We start from the raw sequence: 23121 nt of genomic DNA on the forward strand, positions 1-23121 counted from the left end.
TTTATGTCTGGCGGCCATAGCGATACGGCACCACCTGATCCCATTCCGAACTCAGAAGTGAAACGTATTAGCGGCGATGGTAGTGTGGGGTCTCCCCATGTGAGAGTAGCACACCGCCAGACTCCCAATTATACGAAGAAGCCCACTCAAACGAGTGGGCTTTTTTCGTTTTCGGTTGATAAACATGTCTTGAGTGGAGCGTCCATGCGGGGGCTTCCAGCCGCGCCATCCTTGGCGTGTCGTTCTTCACTCGAGGTGTGCCACTGGCACCCCTCGTTCGCTGCGCTCACCGCTCTTCACCCGTCCCTGGTGCTATGTCCAGTCACGCCCAGCAAGCTGGTCCAGCCCCTCGCAGAGCTCGGGTCGTTCACACAGCGCGAATGAAATTGTTCATTCGCTTTATTCCGTGTTCAACTAACCTGCTGATGGGGGCTCATGTTCCCGGTGAAAGCGGTGGATGATCCAGATGTAGTTCTCTGTCATAGCACGTTCAGCAAGTTCGGTTATCACAGAGCACTGTTGCTCGTTTGTGGTGGCTGACTCAATGTGTTGAATAGCTTCGTCAAACAACTGTGCTTGGTTTCTGTATTGCCAGAACAATTCCTTAACGGCCATCTTGGTTTGATAGATTTCCCATATACCGAGTAGAAAGGGAAGTAGCCCCATCAGCAATATGGCTACATTTTTCAGAGAGATCGTGGGATAAATTTCGATGGACATTAGTTGATATTTGAATAGGACCAATATGGCCGCCAGGCCTGCTGACGTTACGAAAAGGATCTGTTTGATGCGCTCGAGTTTGTGGTGACGCTCAGACAAATTTTTGCTTTTGCGGGTAAAGTACTCAGCTTGTTCCTGCACCCAGTTTTTAACCACAAAATCCAGGTTATATTTCAGATGCGTATCTTTTTTCTCGTGTTGCAAATGCATGGGAACCTTGGAAAGGATGATCTGCTTAATCCAATTGACGCCCCTGAATTGGCTCACGCCACAGTAATTCATAATTTTTGGTGGGTGACGGTGATTGTTCTGACGTATCAGGGTCAGATAAAACTGGGTTCGCAGGGTTTCTGCCAGCGCTCTGGATGAAAGGTGGTGAGTGAAACTGTGCCTTTGCTGAATTTTCTTGTAGTAAATAAGCCCAATAATCAAAAGTAGCAGGTAACCAATTAACAACAAACTATCGGCAACAATTTTGGCGTACAGCAGGAATAACAGGCCCATACTGGCGGCAATGATACTGAATAGCGCAAACTGACTGTCAGAATGTTTTTGGTTTGCTACGGCTACGGCATCTGCTTTGAGAAACTCTTCATCAAGACTTTCCAGTAATGCGAAAGGAATCGGAGATTTATCCTTGTTGTATCCCCTGAGCAAGCTGTAATCTCTTTGTATTTCTCCCTGCTCAAGCAATTCAGCCACTTTTGCATTGTATTCATCAAGGCTTTTCAAATCATCCATCAGGCTGGATGGAATGGCGGGAAAACATTCCAGTTCATTATTGCCTAACTCACCCGACAGATAACAGTCACTTCTGCGCAATTGTTTTCTGGTAAATTGTTTGTAAGTCCCGGAGGTTTTCTTTACCGGCAGCCAATAAGCGATACGCCCCTTGAGCTGGGACGCATCGTCCATGTACACGTAGCTGACAGGGGTTGTCTTTCTGCTTTGTGGCTTATGAGCAGGGCCTGGAAGGATATTGAGGTAATCCAGCAAAACGTCCGAGGTGCCGCCGACCAAGCCTGTGTTTTCACCATCCCACATCGCGATCAGCAGGTTGGACGCACTGATAAGATGTTGCCCGAGTACCCAGTATTGTTGGTCACGGGCCAAACCCGTTGGTGGGTGGTCCTGTTTATCGTATAGCTGCTCCACAACCTGCACAGACACCCTGTCATTGGCGATGATTTGCTGAAACTCATGCCATGAGCTTTCGTTAAAGTCTTTTTGGTATTCCTGTAAAGGCAGAGGCAGGTGAACATGGACCCTGACATTGCATGCCAACGCAGCCTTGGCCAGAACTCTGTCTGCACCATCAGCCATACCGGTTATCGCAATAAGAGGAGTATGTTTAAGCCGCGCCTGCAGCCGCTCAATGAGTTCGGTAATTTTGGTTATGCCGTAATCGGTTGCACTTTCATCCAGATTGCGGTGACCGGTAATCCCAATGACAAAAGGCGTCTGGCTGGAGCTGTCGGTAAATTTATGATCATTGATCAGGCCATGGTTTAGAGGCAGATGGGTTATAGAATCGTCCATGTATTTTGTTATCCGGGCTCTGCACTAAGGTTGGTGAGCAACTGCTGGTACTTGGCTTTCTCGGATTGCTGACCAGTCTGGCTGTACAGCAGAATCAGACGGTTTAAGGCCTTTTCTATGTATACATTTGGTACGGCAGGGCTGCGTTGAAGGTGATCGTAACTTTTCAGAAGCAACGCTTCTGCATCATGGGTATTATTTTCACCCAACAGAGTATTTGCCAATGCCAATTGTGCAGCTGCGACATACCAGTGCTCTTCCCCTACTGACTCTATCAGGGAGTTGAGTGAATCCGTCGCCAATGCACTGGCTTCCTTGTATTCACCTATCCCGGCAAGTGCCTCTGCAAGATCCAGTTGACTGGTTGCAATATCGGTATGGCCTGGCGGCAGTGTTTCCAGCTTAATTTCAAGGGCGCGCCTTTGAAGTGGGACAGCTTCGGAATATTCACCGGCTTCAGCTAGCCAGCGTGCCTGGGTAGAAAGATATCGGGCCAGGTCGGTATGGTTATCGCCAAGTTCCTTTTGAGCCATACTGACGGTTTGCCCTATTATGGCTAATGCTTGCTCTTGCTCGCCGATGTCATGGTATAAGTAGGCGTAATTGTTCATGATTTTTGCAATCTTGGGGTGGGAAGGGCCATATACCTGCCTGAGAGTTTCGATAGTCTGCTGGTACATGGTTTTGGCCTCGGAATATTTACCAAAATCGTTGTACAGAAAAGCCAGGTTTGCATAGGCACCTGCGACGGTTGGATGTGCATCCCCAAGTAAAGTGCGATACATTTCCAGCGCCTGGATATATTGTGCCTCAGCTTCATCAAACTGCATGTTTACATGGTTAAGAAAAGCCAGATTGCCAATGTTCTCAGCCAGCGTTGGGTGGGGTTCGCTTCCGACTAAACCTTTCACCATTTCAAGAGACTGGAGTAAATGGGATTCTGCCTGTTGCATGTCGCCACGGTCGTAATAATTCAGACCCAACTGCTGAATGCTGTCAGCAACTTCAAGCGATGGGGAACCGAAAGTTTGTGTGCGTAGTGTAACCACCTCCTGCAATAAGGGGCCTGCGTCTTCATAGCGACCCATGCGGAAAAATACCTCTGCCAGCCCGGCCAGCAAGTCCCCCTGTAATTGCTGATTCTCTGCGTTGCTTTGGTTTAATAAATCTATGGCGTGTTGATACAGAGTTACCGCATTGTCAAAGTCTGCCAGTTCAGTATTTACCTTCGCTAATGCCCCCTGGCTGTCTGCCAGTTCTTCACCGGTTACTTTTGTCTGGTGAAAAAGTGACTGCCGCTGTGACACGGTTTGGCTAAGCAAATCCTGAGCTCTGTTGTATAGTCCCAGCGCCGTGTACACCTCACCAATTGTGTGCATCAAGGTGGTTTGGACTATCGGTTGCTCGGTTAGCTCGGTTTCAATTCGCTTTGCACCCTGATCGAGAATTTCCCGTGCGGTGATGGTGTTGCCGCGTGCTTCACTGGGATCAGAAACTGCAAACAGACTAACCATGAAATTGGCGGTTCGATTGGCTGTTTCTGCCTCTACTTCCGCTCGAATGCGCTGTTTGTTGGCTTCATTTCTCGCCAGGTAAGCATTAATCGCCAACCCCAAGGCAACGACCATTCCGGTCATGGCTGAGGCGGTTAGCCATGCCAGGCGCCGGTGACGGCGCTGCAATTCCCGCTGCTTGAGTACATCAAAGCCTACACCCAGCATGCCTGCTATGATTTTTATTAATGCGTTATTTTTGCCGTCTTTTCCTTTTCGTACATCTGCTGCAATCGGTTCGGCTGGCTTGTCTGAGAGGTTGCCGTTGTTATCTAGCTGATACCGTAATGCCGGGGGGAAGCACTCCAGTTCAGGTGTTTTGGTCGCTGATGCATACGGCTCTCCAGCCACAATCAGGCTGAAAATTCGCGCTTCCCGTCCCAGACGTTTGAAGGTAAGGATCTCCTCATTGACCCAGTGAGAATTTGCAGATGTCGGCGAACAAATGACGATTTGGCACCAGGAATGTTCCAGGCTTTGTGTGAGCATCGCTCCCAGGTCGGTGGCACTGGCGAGTTCAGCCCGGTCAAGAAATACTGGGGAAAGCTTATCCGGAATGACACCAGCTTCGGTTTTTTCACCAATAAGGTGTTTGTGGATTTTGTAGCTTTCTAACGCGTTGTGCAGCCAATGCGCCCATTTTGCATTTTTATGGCTGTAACTGATAAATGCCTTGTACTGAAGGCTCTCCACCTTTGTCGTGTCCTTGTAGATATGTTGTTTTATTTTGTTGTTTTCATTGCAGGCAAAGCTCAATCAGGTTTTCTTCATTGCACCCTTCAACCCATGTTTGACCCAGAAGTTTGGTGGCGGTAGAAAAGTACAGATGAGTTATACGAGACTTAACGTCCCCTTGATAATTCAATGGGCAACCTAACCCTTTGGGGGAGATCATCAACTCGTTGTTACGCAAAACTTCAAACAAAGCCATCGTGTCACTTTGCAGCGTACGTGTCCGTCCTCTCTCAATGTCGGACTGAATATCACTAATCGAGGTGTAGACCTCTTCCAGGGTGGGGGTGCTGACAATACAGCCGGATGTCAGGTTTGCTTCCTCCAAAGTCCGTTGTAATCCGTCGTACTCTGCAATTAATATCGGCCCAAATGACGTGAAATTCTGTTTACCGGGCTTACCTTTTCCTTTTGTTGCAGACGCAACAGGGCGAACCCTCAGATTGGGGATAAAATAAGACATGGTTCGGGTTCTGAGGCGCAAACTGCCGCAACCTGTGATGACGTCGATCATGGTTTGACCTTCAACAATAGGAGGGTCGTTCGTTTCCGGGATCGGTGCCCAACCTACGGCGGGAAACTGACTCGCATCACCGGACGTGCAATCAAGATCGGCAACTCCATCTTCATCGAGATCGGTGTCATAGGCGCGGTGTTTGATATCTGTCAGAGTTGGATCGATGTTGGAGATAGTGCGAATTAACAAAATGTGCGGATCGTTGGCTGGAGATCCACAATATTGAGATGGAATCATGACACTGGTTGACACAGGATCGGTGGGTGTGACCGGGTCCGGATCATAGGTGTAAAGTTGATTATTCCAGATATACAGAGGTTGAGGCGCTGCTGTACTGTTCAGGCCTTGGCAGGCTGGACGCTCATCTTTAAACACTTCGACGGTTTCACCAATGTAGCCGCTGATAGGTTCCCCGGTTTGAGCAGAAACGTCAAAGCTGTGTTCAATTACCGTTGAAATATCTACTAAAATCTCATCCGGACAGTTTTCTGTACAGCCAAAAATGCGAATAAAGTCCTCGGATGTTGTGGCAAGCCCTCGAGGGTGTTCTATTCCCTGGTTTACGGTCAAAACAGGATCGGAACTGAGTTCCAGATTTCCTTCCACCATTTCCAAGCCGATCTGAACAACACTACCGTTATTGCGTCCAGCAACATAGAGGTTGGCAGCAAAGGTAATTACCCGACTGTTTTGTTCGATATCAATGTCCACTTTTCGGGCGGTTTTTATTTTGAATTTACCCTGGCCTAGGCCTGAGATCAGCGCTGGGTTATCAAGTACGGCCTGGCCGCTGGACAGATTATATACTGCAACGTCGCCAGAGCGGGTGCTCACCAAAAGAATGTCCTGATGGGGGCTCGGCAGGAGTGCAATACCCGCAGGATCTGCCGCCAGAGGGACAGAGCCGGAACCGCCGATGAGCTCCTGCCAATCGGCAGTGCCACAGGGGCTGGCCCCGGGGGCAAGGCATTTGCTGTCTATTTTAATGATCGCTGCGGGTGATGTAGTGGCAACAAGTAAGTCGCTGTGAAGCGCGGTACTCGCCATATTTTGGGGTAAGACGAGGGATTCATTGAGTTCACCGAAGGGGAGCGCAGCGATCACTAATTCAGGTAACAAGGATTGTGGGGCGGTTACCGGAGATTGCTGCAAGTCAAAACGCCAGATAGAACTCTCGGTTCCGCCATTTGCAGAACTCAGTGTTACGAGTTGTTGTTCTGGTGCAACCACCAAACCATTCGGCGCAGTAGGGCCGGTGCCATCATTTTTGCTGTAAAGCTGCACCGTAGGTTCGATAACAATAGTCGAACAGTCTTTCTGGGGTTCTTCACCGACGGTGAACTCTTCCCCCCATAAGAACCTTCTGATCTGCCCGCTTTCATCGGCAACAAATAGCTGGAGCTGGTCTTTGCCCAGCTCATTACTGTTGCCGGTAAAAAAAGTGAGGGAGGCGGGTTTTGTCCCTCCGTCAGCGCTCGTGGTTGAACGAATCGCAGTACCGGTGTCCTGATCAAAACATAGAGCATACACCTGCCCGTTGGAGTAATTGGCACCTGCAACATAATTGTCGCTGAAAGCAAGCGGGCTGACCAACACCAACAAGCTTGCCCATACAACCCAAATGGTGGAACGCAGAGCAAACATACATCATCCTTGGCACTAACTATAAGTGTTTTATTTTTAAAGTAATTCAGCTTAGTTCATAAAATTTAATTGGTCAAAAATTGAGCTATTGTGGTGTGGCGATAGCTGTAAAGTGCTTATTCCATATGGGATGCTGGACTGTTTGGAGAGTGCTCTTTTTGTGGTTTCCAGTGCTGCATGATAGCCATCGTGAAGCCAGTCAATCCGACCAATCTACAAAAACACGAGTTCACTGAACTGAGATAAACAACGTATTTTGGAGCAGTGAATTGGTTCGGGTAACTTACCTCGTTCAGAGGTCACTTATCGGATTTCTGCCCTGGTATTTTTTTGTCCGGCTTATAGTGAAACATCTGCACTTGCGCTGGACACACCCATGGATATAACCCGTTCTGCCATAAGAAATGTATCTGCAGTGACCATTGTCGTGGCGCTTGTTGCGGCACTTGGTCTGCACAGCCTGTTTAAGTTGCCCGTACAGCTTTTCCCCGATATTGAGCGCCCAACCATCTCTATCCAGACTTTCTGGCGGGCCGCATCTCCACTGGAAATCGAATCTGAAATACTCGAACCGCAGGAGGAAGTGTTACAGGGCTTGCCCGGCCTACGCAGCATGAATGCCTGGGCTAACCAGGGAAACGCCTGGATTAACCTCGAGTTCGGGTTGGAAACCGACATGCAAAAGACACTGATTGAGGTAATTAGTCGCATGAATCGGGTTCCACCGTTACCCCGTGATGCGCTTTCACCCAGCATTATGATGGGCGGATGGGGAGGGGGGGCTCCAGCGCTAACGTATTTCTTTCTCCAGCGTTTGCCAGGTAATCCCAACGAGATAAACAGTTATGTGACTTACTTCGAAGATGTCGTGCGCCCGCAGTTGGAGTCAATTCCCGGGGTGGCAAGGGTTAGAATGGAGAGTGGAGTAGGAGGGGACGAGGAGTTTCAGATTGTGTTCGACCCTTTCAGAGCCGCAGAACTGGGTATTGACCTCAACAATACGGCAAGTTTGCTGGGAGGTTCAAATGATGTCTCTGGAGGATTTGTCGATGTTGGTCGCCGTCGTTACACCCTGCGGTTTGAAGGGCGCTACGCGCCCGAACAAATGGGCGAGATGATACTCGAATGGCGTAATGGTAGCCCGGTCAAGTTGCAGGATATTGCGGAAATTCGCATCCGGCGGGCAGACGGTTCAAATTACAGTGTGCAGAATGGCAATCCGGCCATATCTGTTCGGGTGGACCGGGAAAACAGTGCCAATGTGTTGTCGACTCTGGAAGCGGTAAAAGCCCGGGTAGCGTCATTAAATGAAACGGAGCTTGCTCACCAACAACTTACCATGGTGCAGTCTTTTGACGCATCGGTATTCATTTACCGGGCAATCAATCTGGTGACCAGTAATTTGTTTATGGGCATTTTACTGGCTGTTGGCATTCTGTGGCTGTTTATGCGGCAGATGCGTGCCACGCTTATCGTGGCACTTGCTATTCCTATCTCCCTGCTGAGTACTTTCGTGGTACTGAAAATCACTGGCCGCTCACTCAATATTATTTCGCTTGCCGGATTGGCCTTTGCAGTGGGTATGGTACTGGATGCAGCGATAGTGGTGCTGGAAAACATTGTGAGAAAGCAAAAAACTATCCCTAATCGTGAAGAAGCTTCCTACGAAGCGACCAAGGAAGTCTTCGGAGCCTTAGTGGCCTCCACAGCGACTACGGTAGCCATTTTTATCCCGGTAATGTTTCTCAACGATGTGGAAGGCCAACTTTTTGCTGATCTTGCTCTTACCATTGCTATTGCGGTGAGCATTTCTCTGGTTGTTGCAGTAACGGTTTTACCGGTTGTAGCCAGCCGCTGGTTGCATCATAAAGTACCGGATGATCGTTTGTCGGCCCGGTGGGCTTCATGGAGCAACGCTGTAATGAGGCTGACTTCAGGTCGGGGGAGCCGAACCGCGATCATTCTTCTGTTAATGGGTCTTCCGGTTGGTGCCAGTTTCCTGTTGATTCCAAAACTGGACTATTTGCCACCGGTCAAGCGGGATGCCGTCGATGCTTTTTTTAACCTGCCTGCCGGAGCCAGTGATGGATTTGTTCAGGCCGAAGTTATGGATTTGGTGGTTGAGCGGCTCAAACCCTATATGGCCGGTGAAAAGCAGCCGGCGTTAAAGAATTATTACATCATCACCTGGCCCAATGGCGGCACACTGGGAGTCCGGGCCCGTGATCAGAGCCAGGTTAAAACACTGGAGGCATTGGTAAGGGACGAAATACTGAAAGAACTGCCCGATACCTCAGCCTTTGCAATGCAGGGGAATCTGTTTGGGGGCTTCGGCAACGGGCGCTCTATTGACGTGCGCCTGCAATCCACGGATCAGGAGGGCCTGGCTGCCGCAGCGCAGACTGGTCTGGATTTGCTCAGAGCCACTTTCCCTGGAGCCAATGTTCGTGCCAATCCTTCGCTTGAACAAGCAGAGCCAGAACTTCAGTTTACGCCAAATGACAGCCGGATGATGGAAGTGGGTTACACCCGTCAGCAGCTTGCAAACCTGGTCAGGATCATGGGCGATGGTCTTTATGTCGGAGAGTATTTTGACGGAATTAAGCGGATGAACATCATCTTTCGTTCCGAGGACTGGGCTAGCCCGGAGCAACTGGCCACCACACCCATAATGACTCCCGGCGGTGAGATGGTTCAGCTTGGTGAGCTGGTAGCAATTGAGCGGGCCGTGGGCCCAAGCCAGATTCAGCGGGTGGATCGGCGCAGAACTTTGACTCTGAATTTCAATCCTCCGGAAGGTATGACTCTGGAGGAAGCCATGAATACCATCGAGGAGCAGGTTGAACCTGAAATTGCAGCACTGATGCCCAGCGATGGAGTCATCAACTATGCCGGCAGTGCTGACAGCCTGAAAGGGGCCATCAGCACAATGAGTCAGAATTTTTTGATGGCCATGGGTTTGCTTGTAATGTTGATGGCAGGCCTGTTTCGTTCACTCAAAGACAGCCTGCTGGTGGTTGTTTCCATTCCACTGGCTACCGTGGGGGGAATTCTGGCCATACGGATCCTGAATGTATTCACTTTTCAGCCCATGGATCTGCTCACCATGATTGGTTTTGTCATCCTGCTTGGGCTGGTGGTTAATAACGCCATTTTGCTGGTGCACCAGACCCGTAATGGAGAGCGCCAGGGGCTGGAGCGCCGGGAAGCCGTGCACCAGGCCATTCTGTTACGAATGCGGCCGATTTTTATGAGTACGCTGACATCCATATTTGGAATGCTACCGCTGATGCTGATGCCGGGGGCCGGCAGTGTGATTTATCGGGGCCTGGCTGCGGTTATTGTTGGAGGCATGACCATTAGCACCGTCTTTACCCTGATCCTGCTGCCAACCCTTTTGCAACTTCAGCTTCCCAAGTGGAGCACGCGCTCACAGGATGCTCAGGCAGGCACCTTTTCCGGCGGGCACCTTGGGCAGGCGAAACAGCAAAAATTTAATGATATCAATTGAAGGAGGGGGATTATGGGACAGCTAGTTCAAAGTTCATTAATGCTGATAGCACTGTTGGGTGCCTCAGCCCATCAGACATCGCAGGCACAGCAACCCCCGGAGCAGCCCCCGTTGCTGGTTGAAATTGGTGATGTTCGCTTGGAACACATTGCAGAACAAATATGGGTGCCGGGGTCCGTCGTAAGCCGCACTGATTCTGATATTGCTTCGGAAGTTGCCGGGCGGGTTATCTGGATGGCGGAAGTTGGGGATGAGGTGGAAGCTGGCGACGTGCTGGTAAAACTGGATGACCAGCGCTTGCAGATTGAACTTAGCCAGGATCGTGCAGATATCAGAAAGTGGCAGACTCGGGTGGAAATGCTGGACCGCAAGTTGTCCCGTTTCACCAGTATGGCGGCAAGCCAGAACGTCTCAAAAGATGAACTGGATGAAGCGGAGGCAGATTTGCATGTTGCTCACCAGGAGTTGGAGCAGGCGCGCTTGAACCTGGCTCTGACGGAATATCAAATCGCTCAAAGTGAGGTCAGGGCACCCTTTGCATCATTGGTTGTGGCCCGCTTGCAGTCACCGGGCGAATATACCGCCGTTGGGCAAAATCTGATGCGTATCGTCGACCCTACCCAGGTTGAAGCGACAGTCCGAGCCCCCTTGAGTGTCATTCCCTACATAGAGCGGGGAATGGAGGTTGTAGTCAGAAATCGACATCATCAGGCCAGTCTGCCCGTCAGAGCGCTGGTTCCGGTGGGTAATGCAGAATCAAGGATGATGGAGTTAAGGGTTACCTTGGCGCCGGATGATTTTGCTATTGGCAGTGCTGTGCGCGTGGCATTGCCTAACAGTGCCTATCACAAGGGGATGACGGTGCCCAGGGATGCCTTGGTGCTGCGAAGGGCCGGTGCTTTTATTTACCAGATTGACACGGAAAATCAGGCCAGCCAGGTAGCGGTTAAAACCGGAATTGGGGTGGGAGACCGAATTGAAGTTTTTGGAAATGTCACCCAAAGTGCGCCCGTCGTTGTTCGCGGAGCGGAAGTCCTGAGGCCGGGGCAAAAGGTACGTTTTTTAAAGGGGGCCGAGGAAGAGTTGGCTGCGCTTAATTAGCCTGTTGATGTGTGTTTGATAGCTCAGCGGGTGGATGAACCTTTACCTGGGTCGAGCCATTGTCTGATGATTAGCATTAGCTCCAATGAGGCAAAAGAAAGCAGGGTGACAGCAAAAACCTGGTTACTCTGAATAAATGAAGCGGCGAAAAACAGCAAACTTGCAGCAGCTGAGAACAATAACAGCCCGAAATGACCGAGTATGGACATTCTTGCCTGCGACATGGTTTTTCCTCTGGTGTTTCTCGTGTTGAACTGCGCATTGTGCTTTCGTCTATGTTCAGCACAGGTCACGGTTTTATGCGAATGAATACCCGCAGGCAGCTCGCATATGACAAGGCTCTATACGTAAAGCGAGGGCTCCGGGGATAAAGTGGTAAGCGAGCTACAGCTCCCTTGTTACAGATTAGCAGGATTATTTTTGGACTGCGCACATCTTTTTCTTTCTTTTTCATCAAATCAGGGAAGCTGCACCGAATGAAGGGTGACGGTGGTGGTGCCAGCATCAAGGGTGATTTCAAACAAAGTACCATAATCCTCTTCTTTGATTGAAAACACCGGCCCGCCGAGCAATCGAATCAGTTCCGGGGTGGTGTTACTGTGGCCTACCACTAAAGCGTTAATTTGATTTTTTCGCAGTGCTGAGGCGAGTTCAACCAATTCCGTTGGCTGATAATAATTGAGGGTCAGACCCTTTAACCGTGCCAGAGGGGTGGCCGTTTGCACGCATCTCAGGTACTCGGTGGAATAGATTGCGGCAATATCCGTGCTCTGCAAAACTTTTTCAAGTTGTTGTGCTCTGGCCTGCCCTTTTGGGCTGAGCGGCGGGTTCGATGGCAGACTTTCTTTTTCGTAATGGCGGGTAAGGTAAAGGGTGGTTGCAGCGCAACAGGTCAATGAGTAGGTGAACAGTACTACGAAAAGTACCGCTGTGCTGCAGAGGCTGATACAGGAATTGAACATTGCGGCCGGGCGCTCCGGTGGGGCGGCATTAGAATAACCCTAGCTGTTCATTGGCCAGGGCGTCAAAGCTTAAATCTATAAATGGCAGGATGCTGTCGGCAATCGGACGTATCTGTTTCTCAATGTAGTGTTCATAATCCAGCGGGTGGGTCTGGCATTCAGTGGTCTGCGGCCCCTGAGTGGTGATTACATACTTAACTACTGTGCGGTTTTGGTAGCGGGCTGTGCCAGACTGCTGCTGCGCAAGGCGTGCGGCCCTCACATGAGGGGGGACTGACTTGGTATAGTGTTGTAATGGCTTGCGCAGCCGTTTGCTGTAAACCAGGCGGTTGTCGAGTTGGCCACTGCGAATGCTCAATACGGTATCGCGTACACACTCTTCCACTTTCTCACCAAGAAAGACTTTGCGATAGAGGGTTTTCTGGAAATCCTTGGCAACATCGGTCCAGTCGGAGCGAACGTTTTCAAGCCCTTTGAATATCAGTTCATCCTGACCATTTTTACTGATTAACCCAGCATAACGCTTCTTACTGCCTTGTTCCGAGCCGCGTATGGTAGGCATAAAAAACTGTTTGAAATGGGTTTCAAATTCTATTTCCAGAAAGCAATCGAGCGCCAGTTCTTCCTTTAGCTTTGCACGCCACCTCTGGTTTATCGCGGATTCAAGCTGCTTGCCAATTTCAATGGCATGCCCGTCCTCGCTTACGCCTTCAAGGTGAACAAAAGTAGAATCCGTGTCGCCGTAAATAACCCGGTAACCAAGCTCTGTAATCCACTGGGCGGTAGTCTGCATGATTTGGTGCCCCCGTAGGGTAATTGAGCTCGCCAGACGGGGGTCGTAAAACGGGCAGCCACCACTACCCAAAACGCCATAAAAGGAGTTCATCAGGATCTTGATAGCATGTGAACGTGGGGCATCCTGCTGGCGTTTGGCTTCATCCCGCTGTGCCCATAAATTCGCGATTATGTCGGGCAGAAAATGCTTGTTGCGTGAGAAGAAAGCACCTTTGAATCCAGGGATGGCAGACTCGGGTTGCAGCAACCCTTCTGCCAGCCCCATGGGGTCAATTTTAAAGGTACGAATGATAGAGGGGTACAGACTTTTGAAATCCAGCACCAGCACATGTCGGTACAGGCCGGGGACAGAGTTCATCACGTAACCACCGGGGCTGGCCAGGCCACCGTCCTGCGGGCGCAAGCCACTCACATAGCCCGCCCGGTGGAGTTTTGGCAGATAAACATTGAGAAATGCGGCCACTGAACCACCCGGCCGGCTCATGTCCAAACCGGTAAGTGTGCTGCGCAGCACGAGGAAATCGATCATTCGGGTGGCGGCGGCGATTTCATTCACCAGCACGCAATCCTGAAAGTTGTAATCTGCCAGCTCGTCGGGTGACTCCTGATAGAATGTTTTTATCGTGCCCAGTTTGTCCTCATCGACGATGAGCTTGTTCTTTCCGAGTAACTGAGAAGCGACATTGTCCAGTGAGAAAGACTCGAAATGGTAGGTCATGGTTTTGAGCGCTTCAATGCCGTCAATCACACAACGGCCCGGCACCTCGACAATGGTTTGCCCGTTTTCCCACTCCCGTACACTCAGCGGGGAGTGTTCGCGCCCTATATTCAGAGGCATACCGAGGCGTTTTGCAGCCCGCTCCAGAACCGCCAGATCAAATTGTTTTACGTTCCAGCCCAAGAGTATGTCGGGGTCTGCTTGGGTAAGCGTTTGCTGAAATTCTTCCAGCAGCTGCTTTTCGGTGGTTACCCGAATTCTTTCATAATCAGGCCGGAGGCCATCGGATAAAAAGGGTTGCCCAATATCCACAATCATTACCCGATTGCAATTCGGACCGGCAACGGCAATGGAAAACAGCCGCTCATGTTCATCACATTCGATATCAAAGCTCAGGGCTCGCAACTGAGGCAAGAAAGTGTTTCCTTTGACCTTCGCATTCAGCCGGGTGCCAGATGCATCCGGAATTTCCGCCTGGTAGGACAGACTTCCATAGGCAAATCGCTCCATCAAAAAGCGGTCCTGCAATTTGACGTCGGCTTCATAGAGGCTTAAGCCATGTTCGTCGGCCAGCCTGCGAAGCCGGAACTGCTCTGACTCGTTGCGGGCCCGCAACATGACTAATGGAATTTGTTCAAGCGTTTTGAGGCTGGTGTCCTCAAGTGAAACAGACAACCTGTGTTGACTGATTAATTGTCTGACTTTCTGATGCTGGTGGGTTGGGGAAAAACATACCGGGTTTTGAGCTGCAGACATTAACTTTACTGGCCCGCGTATGGTAGCAACCCACAACTCAACGTGATCCCGGTTGCCCAGTCGCAGCGTTCGCCTTGTCAGTAAAAAGCCATCTCCGTTTTCAACCTGCATGAAAGTACCTCGTGAATGCCAGGCTAGTTTACCTTAAAGTTGGTGCCGCAGGGTGGGTGACTTTGCTACAAAACCCGTGAAACACAGGGCAGTAATGGAGTGTTCGGTTGAATTATCGGGTTCCATTCTTAATGCCGTCTTGTTTTTAGGTTGGCTTGAACGTAGAACATAGCCATAAATAAAGAGATTTATTAAATGATTTATCTGGATTTTCCGTTGCCCCAACTTCAGCAGACCGTTGAAATTATGCCCGGCGTGCTGTGGTTAAGAATGCCATTGCCATTCGAACTGGACCACATAAACCTGTATCTGCTTGAGAGTCAGGAAGGGTGGTATCTGGTGGATACGGGGTTAAATACCTCCCTAACCCGTGAGTGTTGGCTGGCTGTACTTGATGATCTGGACAAACCCCTGGCAGGGGTTCTGGTAACCCACATGCACCCGGACCACCTTGGCCTGGCCGGTTGGTTGTGCGACAGGTTTCGGGTTCCTCTGTGGATGACCGAGCGGGAATATTTCGCTGCCCGGGCCCTTTTACCCGGGCCTAATGATGCGGCCCGGTGGACCGATGAAGCTTATTTTATTCAGGCAGGATTGCCGCCTGATATGGTGAAAGAAAGGGTGGCTGGTCAGCAGGGGTTCGGGGCGGTGGTCAGTGCTGTCCCACTGGCCTATCGCAGACTGGTAGATGGTCAGGTGCTGGATATTGGAGGTAACAGCTGGCAGGTGATGGTTGGTCGAGGGCATTCCCCTGAACACGCTTGCCTCTATTGTGCCGACAAGCGGGTATTGCTGGCCGGGGATCATATACTGCCTTCCATCTCTCCGAATATTGGCTGTTATGCCACCGAACCGGAAGCGGACAGCCTGCGGGATTATTTTGAATCCCTCATGCCGTTCAGCGCACTGCCGGACGACGTCATAGTATTGCCTGCACACAATCGGCCGTTTCGGCGGGTGGCAGACCGGGTTATTTCGCTGGTGCAACACCATTATACCCATCTCAATGCGCTGCTCGATTTTTGTTATCAACCCCGAACTCTGTATGAATGCCTGCCCACTCTTTTTAACCGCAAGTTGACAGGATACAACCTCTATTTTGCGGTTGCCGAATGTCTCGCACACCTGAATTTTTTGCTGTCAGAGCGAAGGATGGGCCGACGCATGAACAATGCGGGCGTTTACGAATACCATTCGGTATCCATGCAGAGATATCCAGCAGGCCCTGCTGAGCTGAAGGGAGGAATGGGAATTTTTCCGGTCTAACAAAAAGGCGCCAGAAGGCGCCTTAGAGTGTTGATGAAATATCAGCTCTTCATGGCTTTGTACATGCCTTCCAGTGCTTTGGGCATAGCATCTACGTACATTTTCACATCTTCGATTTTACCCATACTCACGCGCGACCAAGGGGTATAGGTGCGATATTTGCCACGGATCAGCACGTTGTGTTTTTCCATCTCAGCGCGGAAGAGGTCTGCGTCACCGTCGCCCAGGTTTACATAGATAAAGTTGGTGCTGGATGGCAAAGCGGTCAGGCCGTTTGCTTTTACCGCCGTCATTACCATGTCCCTGGCTTCGAGGATTTTGTCTTTGGCAAAAGTCAAAAACGCATCATCGTTGTAGGTTGCGATTGCTGCCGCCAGGCCCGCCTGGTTAAGCGTGTATCCGCCCATTCCGTACTGGTTTATCCACTGGGTATTTTCCGGCGAGGCAATCATATAGCCTACCCGTAACCCAGCAAGGCCATAAATCTTTGAAAACGTTCGTGCCACGATAACGTTATGGCCCGCCTTTACCAGAGGGATCATGGAGTGCTTCGGTGGGTCATCCGTCAACTCGTTGTAGGCTTCATCAACCAGTACCAGGGTTTTCTTCGAAGCTTTAATACAAAATTCACGCAGTTTTACCGGGTCTACGATGGTCCCGGTAGGGTTGTTGGGGTTGGTAATGTGTACCATGCCTACCGAATCGTCGATGGCGTCATACATGGCGTCCAGATCAATACCCAGTTCAGCGGTATTGGCAACCCGGCGGATTTCCGGCGCGCCCTGCTTTTGAGGAGCCTTGGAAGTGGTGTCCCAGAACAGGTCCGGCCCTAGAATAACTCCCTTTTTGGACGCGGCGAGTGCAGCGTAAGAGAGTACCGGGCTTGAACCTGAGCTCATTGAGATGTTTTCACGTGCCAGACCATGCCTTTCCGCAATCATGTCAATCAGCGTCATAGCTGCAGTGTAAGCGTAGTAAGCCCCGCCGCTGGTGGACGCTTCCATAATGGCTTTCAATGCATCCGGGCTTGGGCCGTAGGGGTTTTCATTGGCATTCAGTTTGGCAATGCCTGGGGTAGGCCCGTATTGTACTTTGGGCAGAACAGTTTCGGGGGCAGCGGCCAGCCCGGCGGACGTCAGAATGCCCGATGCACCCAATGCTGTGGTAGCCAGACTGCCACCTAAAAAAATTCTTCTTGAAGGATTATAAGTCATTACAAATTCCTCTTTTTATTTGAACTGCATCAGAATGCTTTGATGAACATTGCAGCAGATACAATTACCAAATAGATGCCGAACAAGCGCTTAAGCATCAGTTCGCTGAAACTGTGTGCCATCGATGCTCCAATTGGCGCTGTCATGATAGAGCCAATGCTGATGGCGATAAGGGCCGGTATATTGATGTAACCAATGGTGCCAACGGGCAAGCTGGCTGTTTCCGGGTGTTTCATAAACAGGAACCCGATTGCACCGGGAAGGCCAATCAAAAAACCAACTCCAGCTGCGGTGGCCACGGCCTGTTGCATGGTTCTGCGGCACATCACCATGGTGATAACCGTTGGTGTGCCACCACCAATGCCCAGCAGTGCGGAAAAGCCGCCTAATACAAAGGCCAGTACAGCTTTGCCGATGCCGGTTGGCATGGAGAAGTACATCCCTGGGCGAACCACATAATTTGGGAACAGGAAGTACACTGAGTACAACAACACTCCTGCCGCGAAGACTACGGTCAGGCCTGCACTGCTGGTTACGTTGGCAATGAGAACACCGCCGACAACACCCAGAACTAACCAGATTGCCCAGGATTTTAATACTTCAAAATCCACAGCGCCTCGGGCTTTGTGCGCGATAACCGAGCGTGCACTGGAAACCACGATGGAAGCCAGAGACGTTCCAATCGCCACTTTCACAAGTTCGTCGGATTCGGGGGTGAAAAACGGAAATACGATAGACAATGCCGGAACCACCACAAAGCCACCACCGTTGCCAAACAGGCCTGAGGTTATGCCAGCAATAGCTCCTGCGGTGCAAAGCGTAAGGACAAACCAGACCAGTTCCAGTTCCATAACTTCGCTACTCCAGAGATCAGAAGGGCTAAAATAGAAAATAAGACCGAAAAAAAGCGCAGGCAGAAGCATGCGCTTTAACGAAGACAGGAGTAAGTCGGCCCGAAGGGCCGACTTACTGATTGCTTTAAATACTGCTAAAGCCATGATTAGAACTTAGCAGCCAGTTTGGTGTAGTAGTAGCCACCCTGCCAGTCTACGATGGAGTCTGAACGGTAGATACGTCCACAGCAGGCTTCGCCAATGGTGTCAGCTTGTGGGTAGTTATCAAACAGGTTACGAACCCCTACTGACAGCGACAGCATTTCGCTGATGTGGTAAGTGCCTTCAACATCAAACATGTATTCAGGGTCGAACTTCTGGATGCTTCGCACGCTGATAGGTGTACCGGTTTCCTCGTCAGTAATAATACCATCCGAGTTTTCGTAGGAACCGTAGTAGCTTAAGCGAGCCAGCACACTGAAGTCGTCCATGGAGTGCTTGACCGAGAATACGCCACGAGTGCTGGGAATGCCATTCTCGAAGTCAAATCTGTCTTCCAGATTAAACTGCGAACCCGGGTCACCGTCGAACTCGTTGGTACCGTAGTTAAACGAGGCGGTAAACACGGTATCACCAAAGTCAGATTCCATGCTGTAGGTACCAACAACGTCCAAGCCTTCGGTAACCGTATCGAACGCATTCTGGAAGTAGAACACACCGCCAATGGTATTGGCACCTTGTACTCCTGCAGCTTCCAGTGCAAGGAAATTTTCGTAGGCCTCGCCTGAATCCGGGTCAGTTGAAACTGTTTTGGTTGAAATTGCATTAACACGGTCTTCCAGCAAAATGTGGTAATAGTCCACAGTCAGAGTGAAGTCGCCGTAATCCGCAGTCATACCCAATGTGAAGTTGGTTGAGGTTTCAGGTTTCAACGCTTCTGCGCCAAGAACCTGGGCCACCGGGCTGCTAGCCGGGAACAAACCTGTCGCAACCGGGAAGCCGTTTGGCAAGCGGGTTGATACGTTGGTGGTACCTTGCTGCCCTGGAGTCGGCGCACGGAAACCTGTGCCGAAGGACGAACGTATTGCGATCTCATCAGTTAATTTGTAGATACCGGCGATTTTGTAAACCAGTTCTGAACCGAAGTCAGAATAGTCTTCGTAACGAATTGCTGCCTGGGCAAACAGGGAATCAGTCAGATCGCCCGAGATATCACCGTATACTGCATAGGAGTCACGCTCGTAAGTACCAATGTAATCAGCAGAGTAGCCAGGGAAACCGTTGGAGCCTACGCCCACAGCCTGATAAACCGGATCAATGCCAGGGATGCCGTCATCTTCAACACCATCGTCGTTAGAATCTTTTGTGGTGTTGTTAGCACAATCCAGTCCGTTAGCAATAGCGGCTGCCACCTGTTCATCGGTAGCCAGTCCGAAACCAATGTCCTCGCGAGAACACAGACCGTATGGATCAGGAAGTGAGTGTGGGCCTACGAGATACGATGGTTCGTCACCTTGTGAAATCTCATAGGATTCTTCCATGTAGCTCAAACCAAATGCCAGAACGTATTCCGCCAAATCATAGGTGAAGTCGGCCTGGAACTGCAATTCGTCGTTGCTCAGGTCTCCGGGGTGGAACTTGGTGGGAGATGCACTGCCCATTGATGGGTTGATGGTGTTGGCCAAGGTATAAGAGATTTCGTTGTAACCATAACGACCACTGATGTCATAACCTAAGTCGCCAGCCATACCTTTCAGGCCTGCAGCAAATGAGTAGTCAGTAATATCGCCGAAGAATCGCGGCGTGAAACCACCCGGGAATTTTTCCAGCGGTGAGTAAATGGTACCGTCGATTTCACGCAGGTCCTGGATGGTGCCGTTGTTAGGATAACGGTAGAAGAAAGAGCCATCGCCCTCACTTTCGGAGTAGTTGGCAAAGCTGTAAAGCTCCATATCTGCAGACAGTGCATAGCCGGCGTTCAGGAACACTTTTGCACCGCTATAGTTGGGTTGTCCCCAAGGCTGCACTACACCGTCTGTACCATGCGCGGAACGGCCCATTTCCTCTGCAGCTGCAATGTACTCATCCGATTGGTCATCCACACAGAACCAGCTTTCACAATACTGTTCGCCACGGAGGGTGGCTTCAGAGTCGGTTATTTCACCTGAAATACTCAGGAAACCATCAGCCCCCAGTGAAAAACCTTTGTTACCACTTACGGTGTACTGCTGTCCGTCGCCTTCATAATACTGACCGACATCCAGAGTGACTGAGCCGCCTTCCGCGTTGGTTTTGAGCTGGAAGTTAATTACCCCGGCAATCGCGTCAGAACCATATTGTGCTGCGGCTCCGTCACGCAATACTTCCACACTGCCCAAAGCGGCAGAAGGGATAGTGGCAAGGTCGGGGCCCTGTGTCCCTGAACCACCGATTTGTACTAATGCAGCACGGTGACGACGCTTGCCGTTAACGAGCACCAGGGTTTTATCGGTTGGCAGGCCGCGCAATTGAGCTGGGCGAATGAATGTACCACCATCAGAGATAGGCTGACGGGAAAGTGTATAGGAAGGAACCAGGGTCATCATGATGTCGTTCATATCTGATGAAGCAACAGCGCCAATGTCTTCAGCACTCAGGACGTCAACCGGTACCGGTGAGCTCGTGACCGAACGTGGTGCACCCCTTGCACCAACAACGGCAATCTTTTCAATTGCTTCTGGCTCCGCGTCTGGAGTTTCGGTTTCCTGTGCATAGGTGTTGGTGGTGGCGAGGGACAATGATGCACCTGCTAAACCAGCCAGTATCGCTGCATTGAGTTTTTTTAGTTTCATTGAGTGTTCCCTAAATGTTGCTTGATTGTGTGTAGTTCTTGTTGGCGGTTCAGGAAGTTGTGTACTACCAAAAATTCGCCCAAATTTGGCTCATGCCAGCACCAGTTCAATGCAGTTATTGTTTTTAGAATCATGAACAGGGGCTTTTTGTGACGGATACAGACTAAGAAACAAACGACTGGGAGCGGAAGAAAAAAGAATATTGAGGGGTATAAGGAAAATATTGAATGAGGATTGCAGCCCTTGTAATTCAACAAGGCCCGCATCTGATTTTGCAGCAAAAAAGTTTTTTCGGTTTAGGTGCCTTACATTAATTTTACAGATCTGTAATTGGCTAAAATTGCTCCGTGGCATACAACTTGCTGAATTCAGGCTGATTAGCCGGATCAAGTGGCCCGGAAATTACAATAACCAAATATCAACATTTAGTGATATTCGAGGGTTGAGAAAAGAACCGTATGGTAAATGGGCAGGTCCAATGAACTCCAAACAGTTGCAGTATTTTCTTATTACAGTTCAGAAAGGCAGTATTGCTGGTGCAGCCAGAGAGCTGGATATTGCCCAGCCTGCCATCAGTCAGCAACTTGCCAATCTGGAGCGGGAGATGGGGGCAACCCTGCTTGAACGCAGTTTCAGAGGCATTAGCCTGACGGCGGCCGGGGAGCTGTTCGCGGCCCATGCCAGAAAGCTGATGTCGGAAATCAACAGTGCCAAGCGTGAACTCCAGCAACTGGTGGCCAATCAGGAAGGAACCGTGCGGGTTGGCATGCTGCCGTCGGTGGGTAATGTGCTGTCGATGTCGCTCATCTCTTCAGTCAATCAGTTGTTTCCAAAGCTGAAGCTGGAGATCAGCACCGGGCCTTCTTACTCAGTGCGGGAATGGCTGGAGAAAGGCCAGGTTGATATTGCCATCACCTACGAGCAGGACGTAGTTGCCTCGGTGATGGATTGTGAACCTTTGATAGAAGAAAATATGTATCTGGTGCTGGGGGTAAGCGAACAGTCGCAAATTTACCGTTCCTTGCAGCACAGACAGAGCATCAATTTCTGGGAACTGAGTGAGTATGAGTTGTTAACTCCGGGCCCCAAAGACGCCTTGGGTAAACTTATTGCCAGTTACGAACAGTCTACCGGTGTTGCTTTGAAGCATGACAAAGCCTATTCCGGGCAACTGATGACCGGATTACGACAGGTCATGCAAGGCGAAGGGCTGATGATTTTGCCTTCATCCGCTACTTTCCATCTTGAGGAAAGCCAGTTGCTCAAGGCCATTAAGATAGTCAGCCCGGAAATGAAGCGCACAGTACTGCTGGCAACCAACAGAAATGTGCCGATTAATGATGCCAGCCTGAAAATGATCAGTGTGATAAAACGGGTTGTGGCCCAGGTTCAGCAACTAGATCAATGGCGCGGCGTGCTTGCCCCTGACGTTGAATCGGCGCAGGCACTGCCCGTGGAGAGGCTCACAGTATTTAATTAATCCCGCAGCGGCTTTTTGGTCTACAGTTAGGGTTCATCACTCATGGCTGGGAGCAAATACCAATGCGAGGATTCATTCTTCTTGTAAGCATATTTATAATGGCCTGCAGTTCTTCTCCAACAGAGGAAACTTCTCAAGACTGGTCTGGTATTGATGAGAAACAAGTGGCGTCCTGGCAACACGCCGGTTTTGCTCCCCAGCAGGCGCGCGAATGGCAGCAGGCAGGGTTTGACGTTCAGGCCGCTACCGGTTGGGAAACCGCTGGTATTTCGCCCGAACGGGCCCAGCAGTGGATGCAACGGGATTTTGATGTTGTGTCAGCCGCAGACTGGACCGCACTTGGATTGAGCCTGGAACAGGCCATGCAGTGGCGGGACAACAATTTTTCACCCGAGCAGGCCAGTGAGTGGATTCAGCAGGGCGTGGATGTCACGTCAGCGGTAATGCAGCAGGGTGAGAACCAGTAATGCTATGATGACTCCGCCCCTGTAAAATGAAGCAGCTTTTTAACACCCGCGTTACCAGCGAAGTTTTCCCGTCAATACGTCCTTTAGCATCACCCAATCACCCATCAGGCTGTAGATTGGGTGTTTGAAGGTGGCGGGTTTGTTGTGTTCGAAAAAGAAATGTCCCACCCAGGCGAAGCCATAGCCCACAACGGGGATAAACCACAACAGTGGCCAGTTCCCGAATACCACAGCGTACAGAAGTATGGTTAGTACCAGCAGGCTACCAACTACATGCAGGCGTCGGCAGGTTCGGTTTTTATGCTCTTGCAGGTAGTAAGGGTAGAACGCCTGAAAGCTCGAAAATGAATCGGGTTTGTTCATATTTCTTT

General features: G+C 50.5%; 15 protein-coding genes and 1 rRNA gene. 6 read left to right on the forward strand and 10 right to left on the reverse strand.

Annotated features, from left to right (window positions below):
- The first annotated feature begins 6 nt into the window (after positions 1-6).
- A 5S ribosomal RNA gene (rrf, locus tag DXV75_RS00005) occupies positions 7-122 on the forward strand.
- Between the two features lie 292 nt (positions 123-414).
- On the opposite strand, the gene DXV75_RS00010 is transcribed toward rrf, so the two are convergent.
- The 3 genes from DXV75_RS00010 to DXV75_RS00020 are packed head-to-tail and all read right to left on the reverse strand — an operon-like array spanning position 415 to position 6705.
- Positions 415-2259: a response regulator gene (locus tag DXV75_RS00010; RefSeq protein ID WP_115591183.1), complete on the reverse strand. Its 1845-nt coding sequence runs from the start codon at positions 2257-2259 to the stop codon at positions 415-417.
- Between the two features lie 8 nt (positions 2260-2267).
- The gene (locus DXV75_RS00015) at positions 2268-4505 is read right to left on the reverse strand and encodes a toll/interleukin-1 receptor domain-containing protein (protein ID WP_147291772.1); all 2238 of its coding nucleotides are present in this window, start codon (positions 4503-4505) and stop codon (positions 2268-2270) included.
- Between the two features lie 43 nt (positions 4506-4548).
- On the reverse strand, positions 4549-6705 hold the full coding sequence (locus DXV75_RS00020) for a hypothetical protein (RefSeq protein ID WP_115591185.1): 2157 nt from the start codon (positions 6703-6705) through the stop codon (positions 4549-4551).
- A 376-nt stretch (positions 6706-7081) separates the two neighbouring features.
- Between DXV75_RS00020 and DXV75_RS00025 the strand changes: the two genes are divergently transcribed.
- Entirely contained in the window at positions 7082-10216 is a 3135-nt protein-coding gene (locus DXV75_RS00025) for an efflux RND transporter permease subunit (RefSeq protein ID WP_115591186.1), read from the forward strand.
- Between the two features lie 12 nt (positions 10217-10228).
- Positions 10229-11317 (forward strand): efflux RND transporter periplasmic adaptor subunit, encoded by a 1089-nt coding sequence (locus tag DXV75_RS00030; protein WP_245953071.1) that lies wholly within the window; start codon positions 10229-10231, stop codon positions 11315-11317.
- A 23-nt stretch (positions 11318-11340) separates the two neighbouring features.
- Here DXV75_RS00030 and DXV75_RS00035 read toward each other — a convergent pair whose 3' ends face one another.
- The 3 genes from DXV75_RS00035 to DXV75_RS00045 all read right to left on the reverse strand — a co-directional run bounded on the left by DXV75_RS00035 (position 11341) and on the right by DXV75_RS00045 (position 14659).
- Positions 11341-11541 (reverse strand): hypothetical protein, encoded by a 201-nt coding sequence (locus DXV75_RS00035; RefSeq protein WP_115591188.1) that lies wholly within the window; start codon positions 11539-11541, stop codon positions 11341-11343.
- 234 nt (positions 11542-11775) lie between these two features.
- Positions 11776-12279 (reverse strand): SixA phosphatase family protein, encoded by a 504-nt coding sequence (locus tag DXV75_RS00040; protein ID WP_115591189.1) that lies wholly within the window; start codon positions 12277-12279, stop codon positions 11776-11778.
- Between the two features lie 28 nt (positions 12280-12307).
- Positions 12308-14659 (reverse strand): DNA polymerase II, encoded by a 2352-nt coding sequence (locus tag DXV75_RS00045; protein ID WP_115591190.1) that lies wholly within the window; start codon positions 14657-14659, stop codon positions 12308-12310.
- 195 nt (positions 14660-14854) lie between these two features.
- Between DXV75_RS00045 and DXV75_RS00050 the strand changes: the two genes are divergently transcribed.
- Positions 14855-15925 carry an MBL fold metallo-hydrolase gene (locus DXV75_RS00050; protein WP_115591191.1) on the forward strand — a complete coding sequence of 357 codons (1071 nt, stop codon included), beginning with the start codon at positions 14855-14857 and terminating at the stop codon, positions 15923-15925.
- 41 nt (positions 15926-15966) lie between these two features.
- Here DXV75_RS00050 and DXV75_RS00055 read toward each other — a convergent pair whose 3' ends face one another.
- The 3 genes from DXV75_RS00055 to DXV75_RS00065 all read right to left on the reverse strand — a co-directional run bounded on the left by DXV75_RS00055 (position 15967) and on the right by DXV75_RS00065 (position 20803).
- Positions 15967-17139, reverse strand: a complete 1173-nt coding sequence (locus DXV75_RS00055) for a pyridoxal phosphate-dependent aminotransferase (RefSeq protein ID WP_115591192.1) — start codon at positions 17137-17139, stop codon at positions 15967-15969.
- A 29-nt stretch (positions 17140-17168) separates the two neighbouring features.
- A complete protein-coding gene (locus DXV75_RS00060) occupies positions 17169-17990 on the reverse strand; it encodes a sulfite exporter TauE/SafE family protein (RefSeq protein ID WP_115591694.1) in 822 nt (273 codons plus the stop codon).
- 149 nt (positions 17991-18139) lie between these two features.
- Positions 18140-20803, reverse strand: a complete 2664-nt coding sequence (locus tag DXV75_RS00065) for a TonB-dependent receptor plug domain-containing protein (RefSeq protein ID WP_115591193.1) — start codon at positions 20801-20803, stop codon at positions 18140-18142.
- A gap of 478 nt (positions 20804-21281) precedes the next feature.
- Between DXV75_RS00065 and DXV75_RS00075 the strand changes: the two genes are divergently transcribed.
- Both DXV75_RS00075 and DXV75_RS00080 read left to right on the forward strand, forming a co-directional pair.
- Positions 21282-22283 carry a LysR family transcriptional regulator gene (locus tag DXV75_RS00075; protein WP_115591195.1) on the forward strand — a complete coding sequence of 334 codons (1002 nt, stop codon included), beginning with the start codon at positions 21282-21284 and terminating at the stop codon, positions 22281-22283.
- 98 nt (positions 22284-22381) lie between these two features.
- On the forward strand, positions 22382-22750 hold the full coding sequence (locus DXV75_RS00080; protein WP_115591196.1) for a hypothetical protein: 369 nt from the start codon (positions 22382-22384) through the stop codon (positions 22748-22750).
- Positions 22751-22801: 51 nt separating this feature from the next.
- On the opposite strand, the gene DXV75_RS00085 is transcribed toward DXV75_RS00080, so the two are convergent.
- A complete protein-coding gene (locus DXV75_RS00085) occupies positions 22802-23113 on the reverse strand; it encodes an Mpo1-like protein (RefSeq protein ID WP_115591197.1) in 312 nt (103 codons plus the stop codon).
- Between the last annotated feature and the right edge of the window lie 8 nt (positions 23114-23121).

This window comes from Alteromonas aestuariivivens (genome assembly GCF_003367475.1).
Lineage (GTDB): Bacteria > Pseudomonadota > Gammaproteobacteria > Enterobacterales > Alteromonadaceae > Alteromonas > Alteromonas aestuariivivens.

Coding starts and splice junctions, on each gene's coding strand:
- DXV75_RS00010 (WP_115591183.1), bottom strand. CDS start 2,259: ATGGACGATTCTATAACCCATCTGCCTCTAAACCATGGCCTGATCAAT.
- DXV75_RS00020 (WP_115591185.1), bottom strand. CDS start 6,705: ATGTTTGCTCTGCGTTCCACCATTTGGGTTGTATGGGCAAGCTTGTTG.
- DXV75_RS00025 (WP_115591186.1), top strand. CDS start 7,082: ATGGATATAACCCGTTCTGCCATAAGAAATGTATCTGCAGTGACCATT.
- DXV75_RS00030 (WP_245953071.1), top strand. CDS start 10,229: ATGGGACAGCTAGTTCAAAGTTCATTAATGCTGATAGCACTGTTGGGT.
- DXV75_RS00035 (WP_115591188.1), bottom strand. CDS start 11,541: ATGTCGCAGGCAAGAATGTCCATACTCGGTCATTTCGGGCTGTTATTG.
- DXV75_RS00040 (WP_115591189.1), bottom strand. CDS start 12,279: ATGTTCAATTCCTGTATCAGCCTCTGCAGCACAGCGGTACTTTTCGTA.
- DXV75_RS00045 (WP_115591190.1), bottom strand. CDS start 14,659: ATGCAGGTTGAAAACGGAGATGGCTTTTTACTGACAAGGCGAACGCTG.
- DXV75_RS00050 (WP_115591191.1), top strand. CDS start 14,855: ATGATTTATCTGGATTTTCCGTTGCCCCAACTTCAGCAGACCGTTGAA.
- DXV75_RS00055 (WP_115591192.1), bottom strand. CDS start 17,139: ATGACTTATAATCCTTCAAGAAGAATTTTTTTAGGTGGCAGTCTGGCT.
- DXV75_RS00060 (WP_115591694.1), bottom strand. CDS start 17,990: ATGGAACTGGAACTGGTCTGGTTTGTCCTTACGCTTTGCACCGCAGGA.
- DXV75_RS00065 (WP_115591193.1), bottom strand. CDS start 20,803: ATGAAACTAAAAAAACTCAATGCAGCGATACTGGCTGGTTTAGCAGGT.
- DXV75_RS00075 (WP_115591195.1), top strand. CDS start 21,282: ATGAACTCCAAACAGTTGCAGTATTTTCTTATTACAGTTCAGAAAGGC.
- DXV75_RS00080 (WP_115591196.1), top strand. CDS start 22,382: ATGGCCTGCAGTTCTTCTCCAACAGAGGAAACTTCTCAAGACTGGTCT.
- DXV75_RS00085 (WP_115591197.1), bottom strand. CDS start 23,113: ATGAACAAACCCGATTCATTTTCGAGCTTTCAGGCGTTCTACCCTTAC.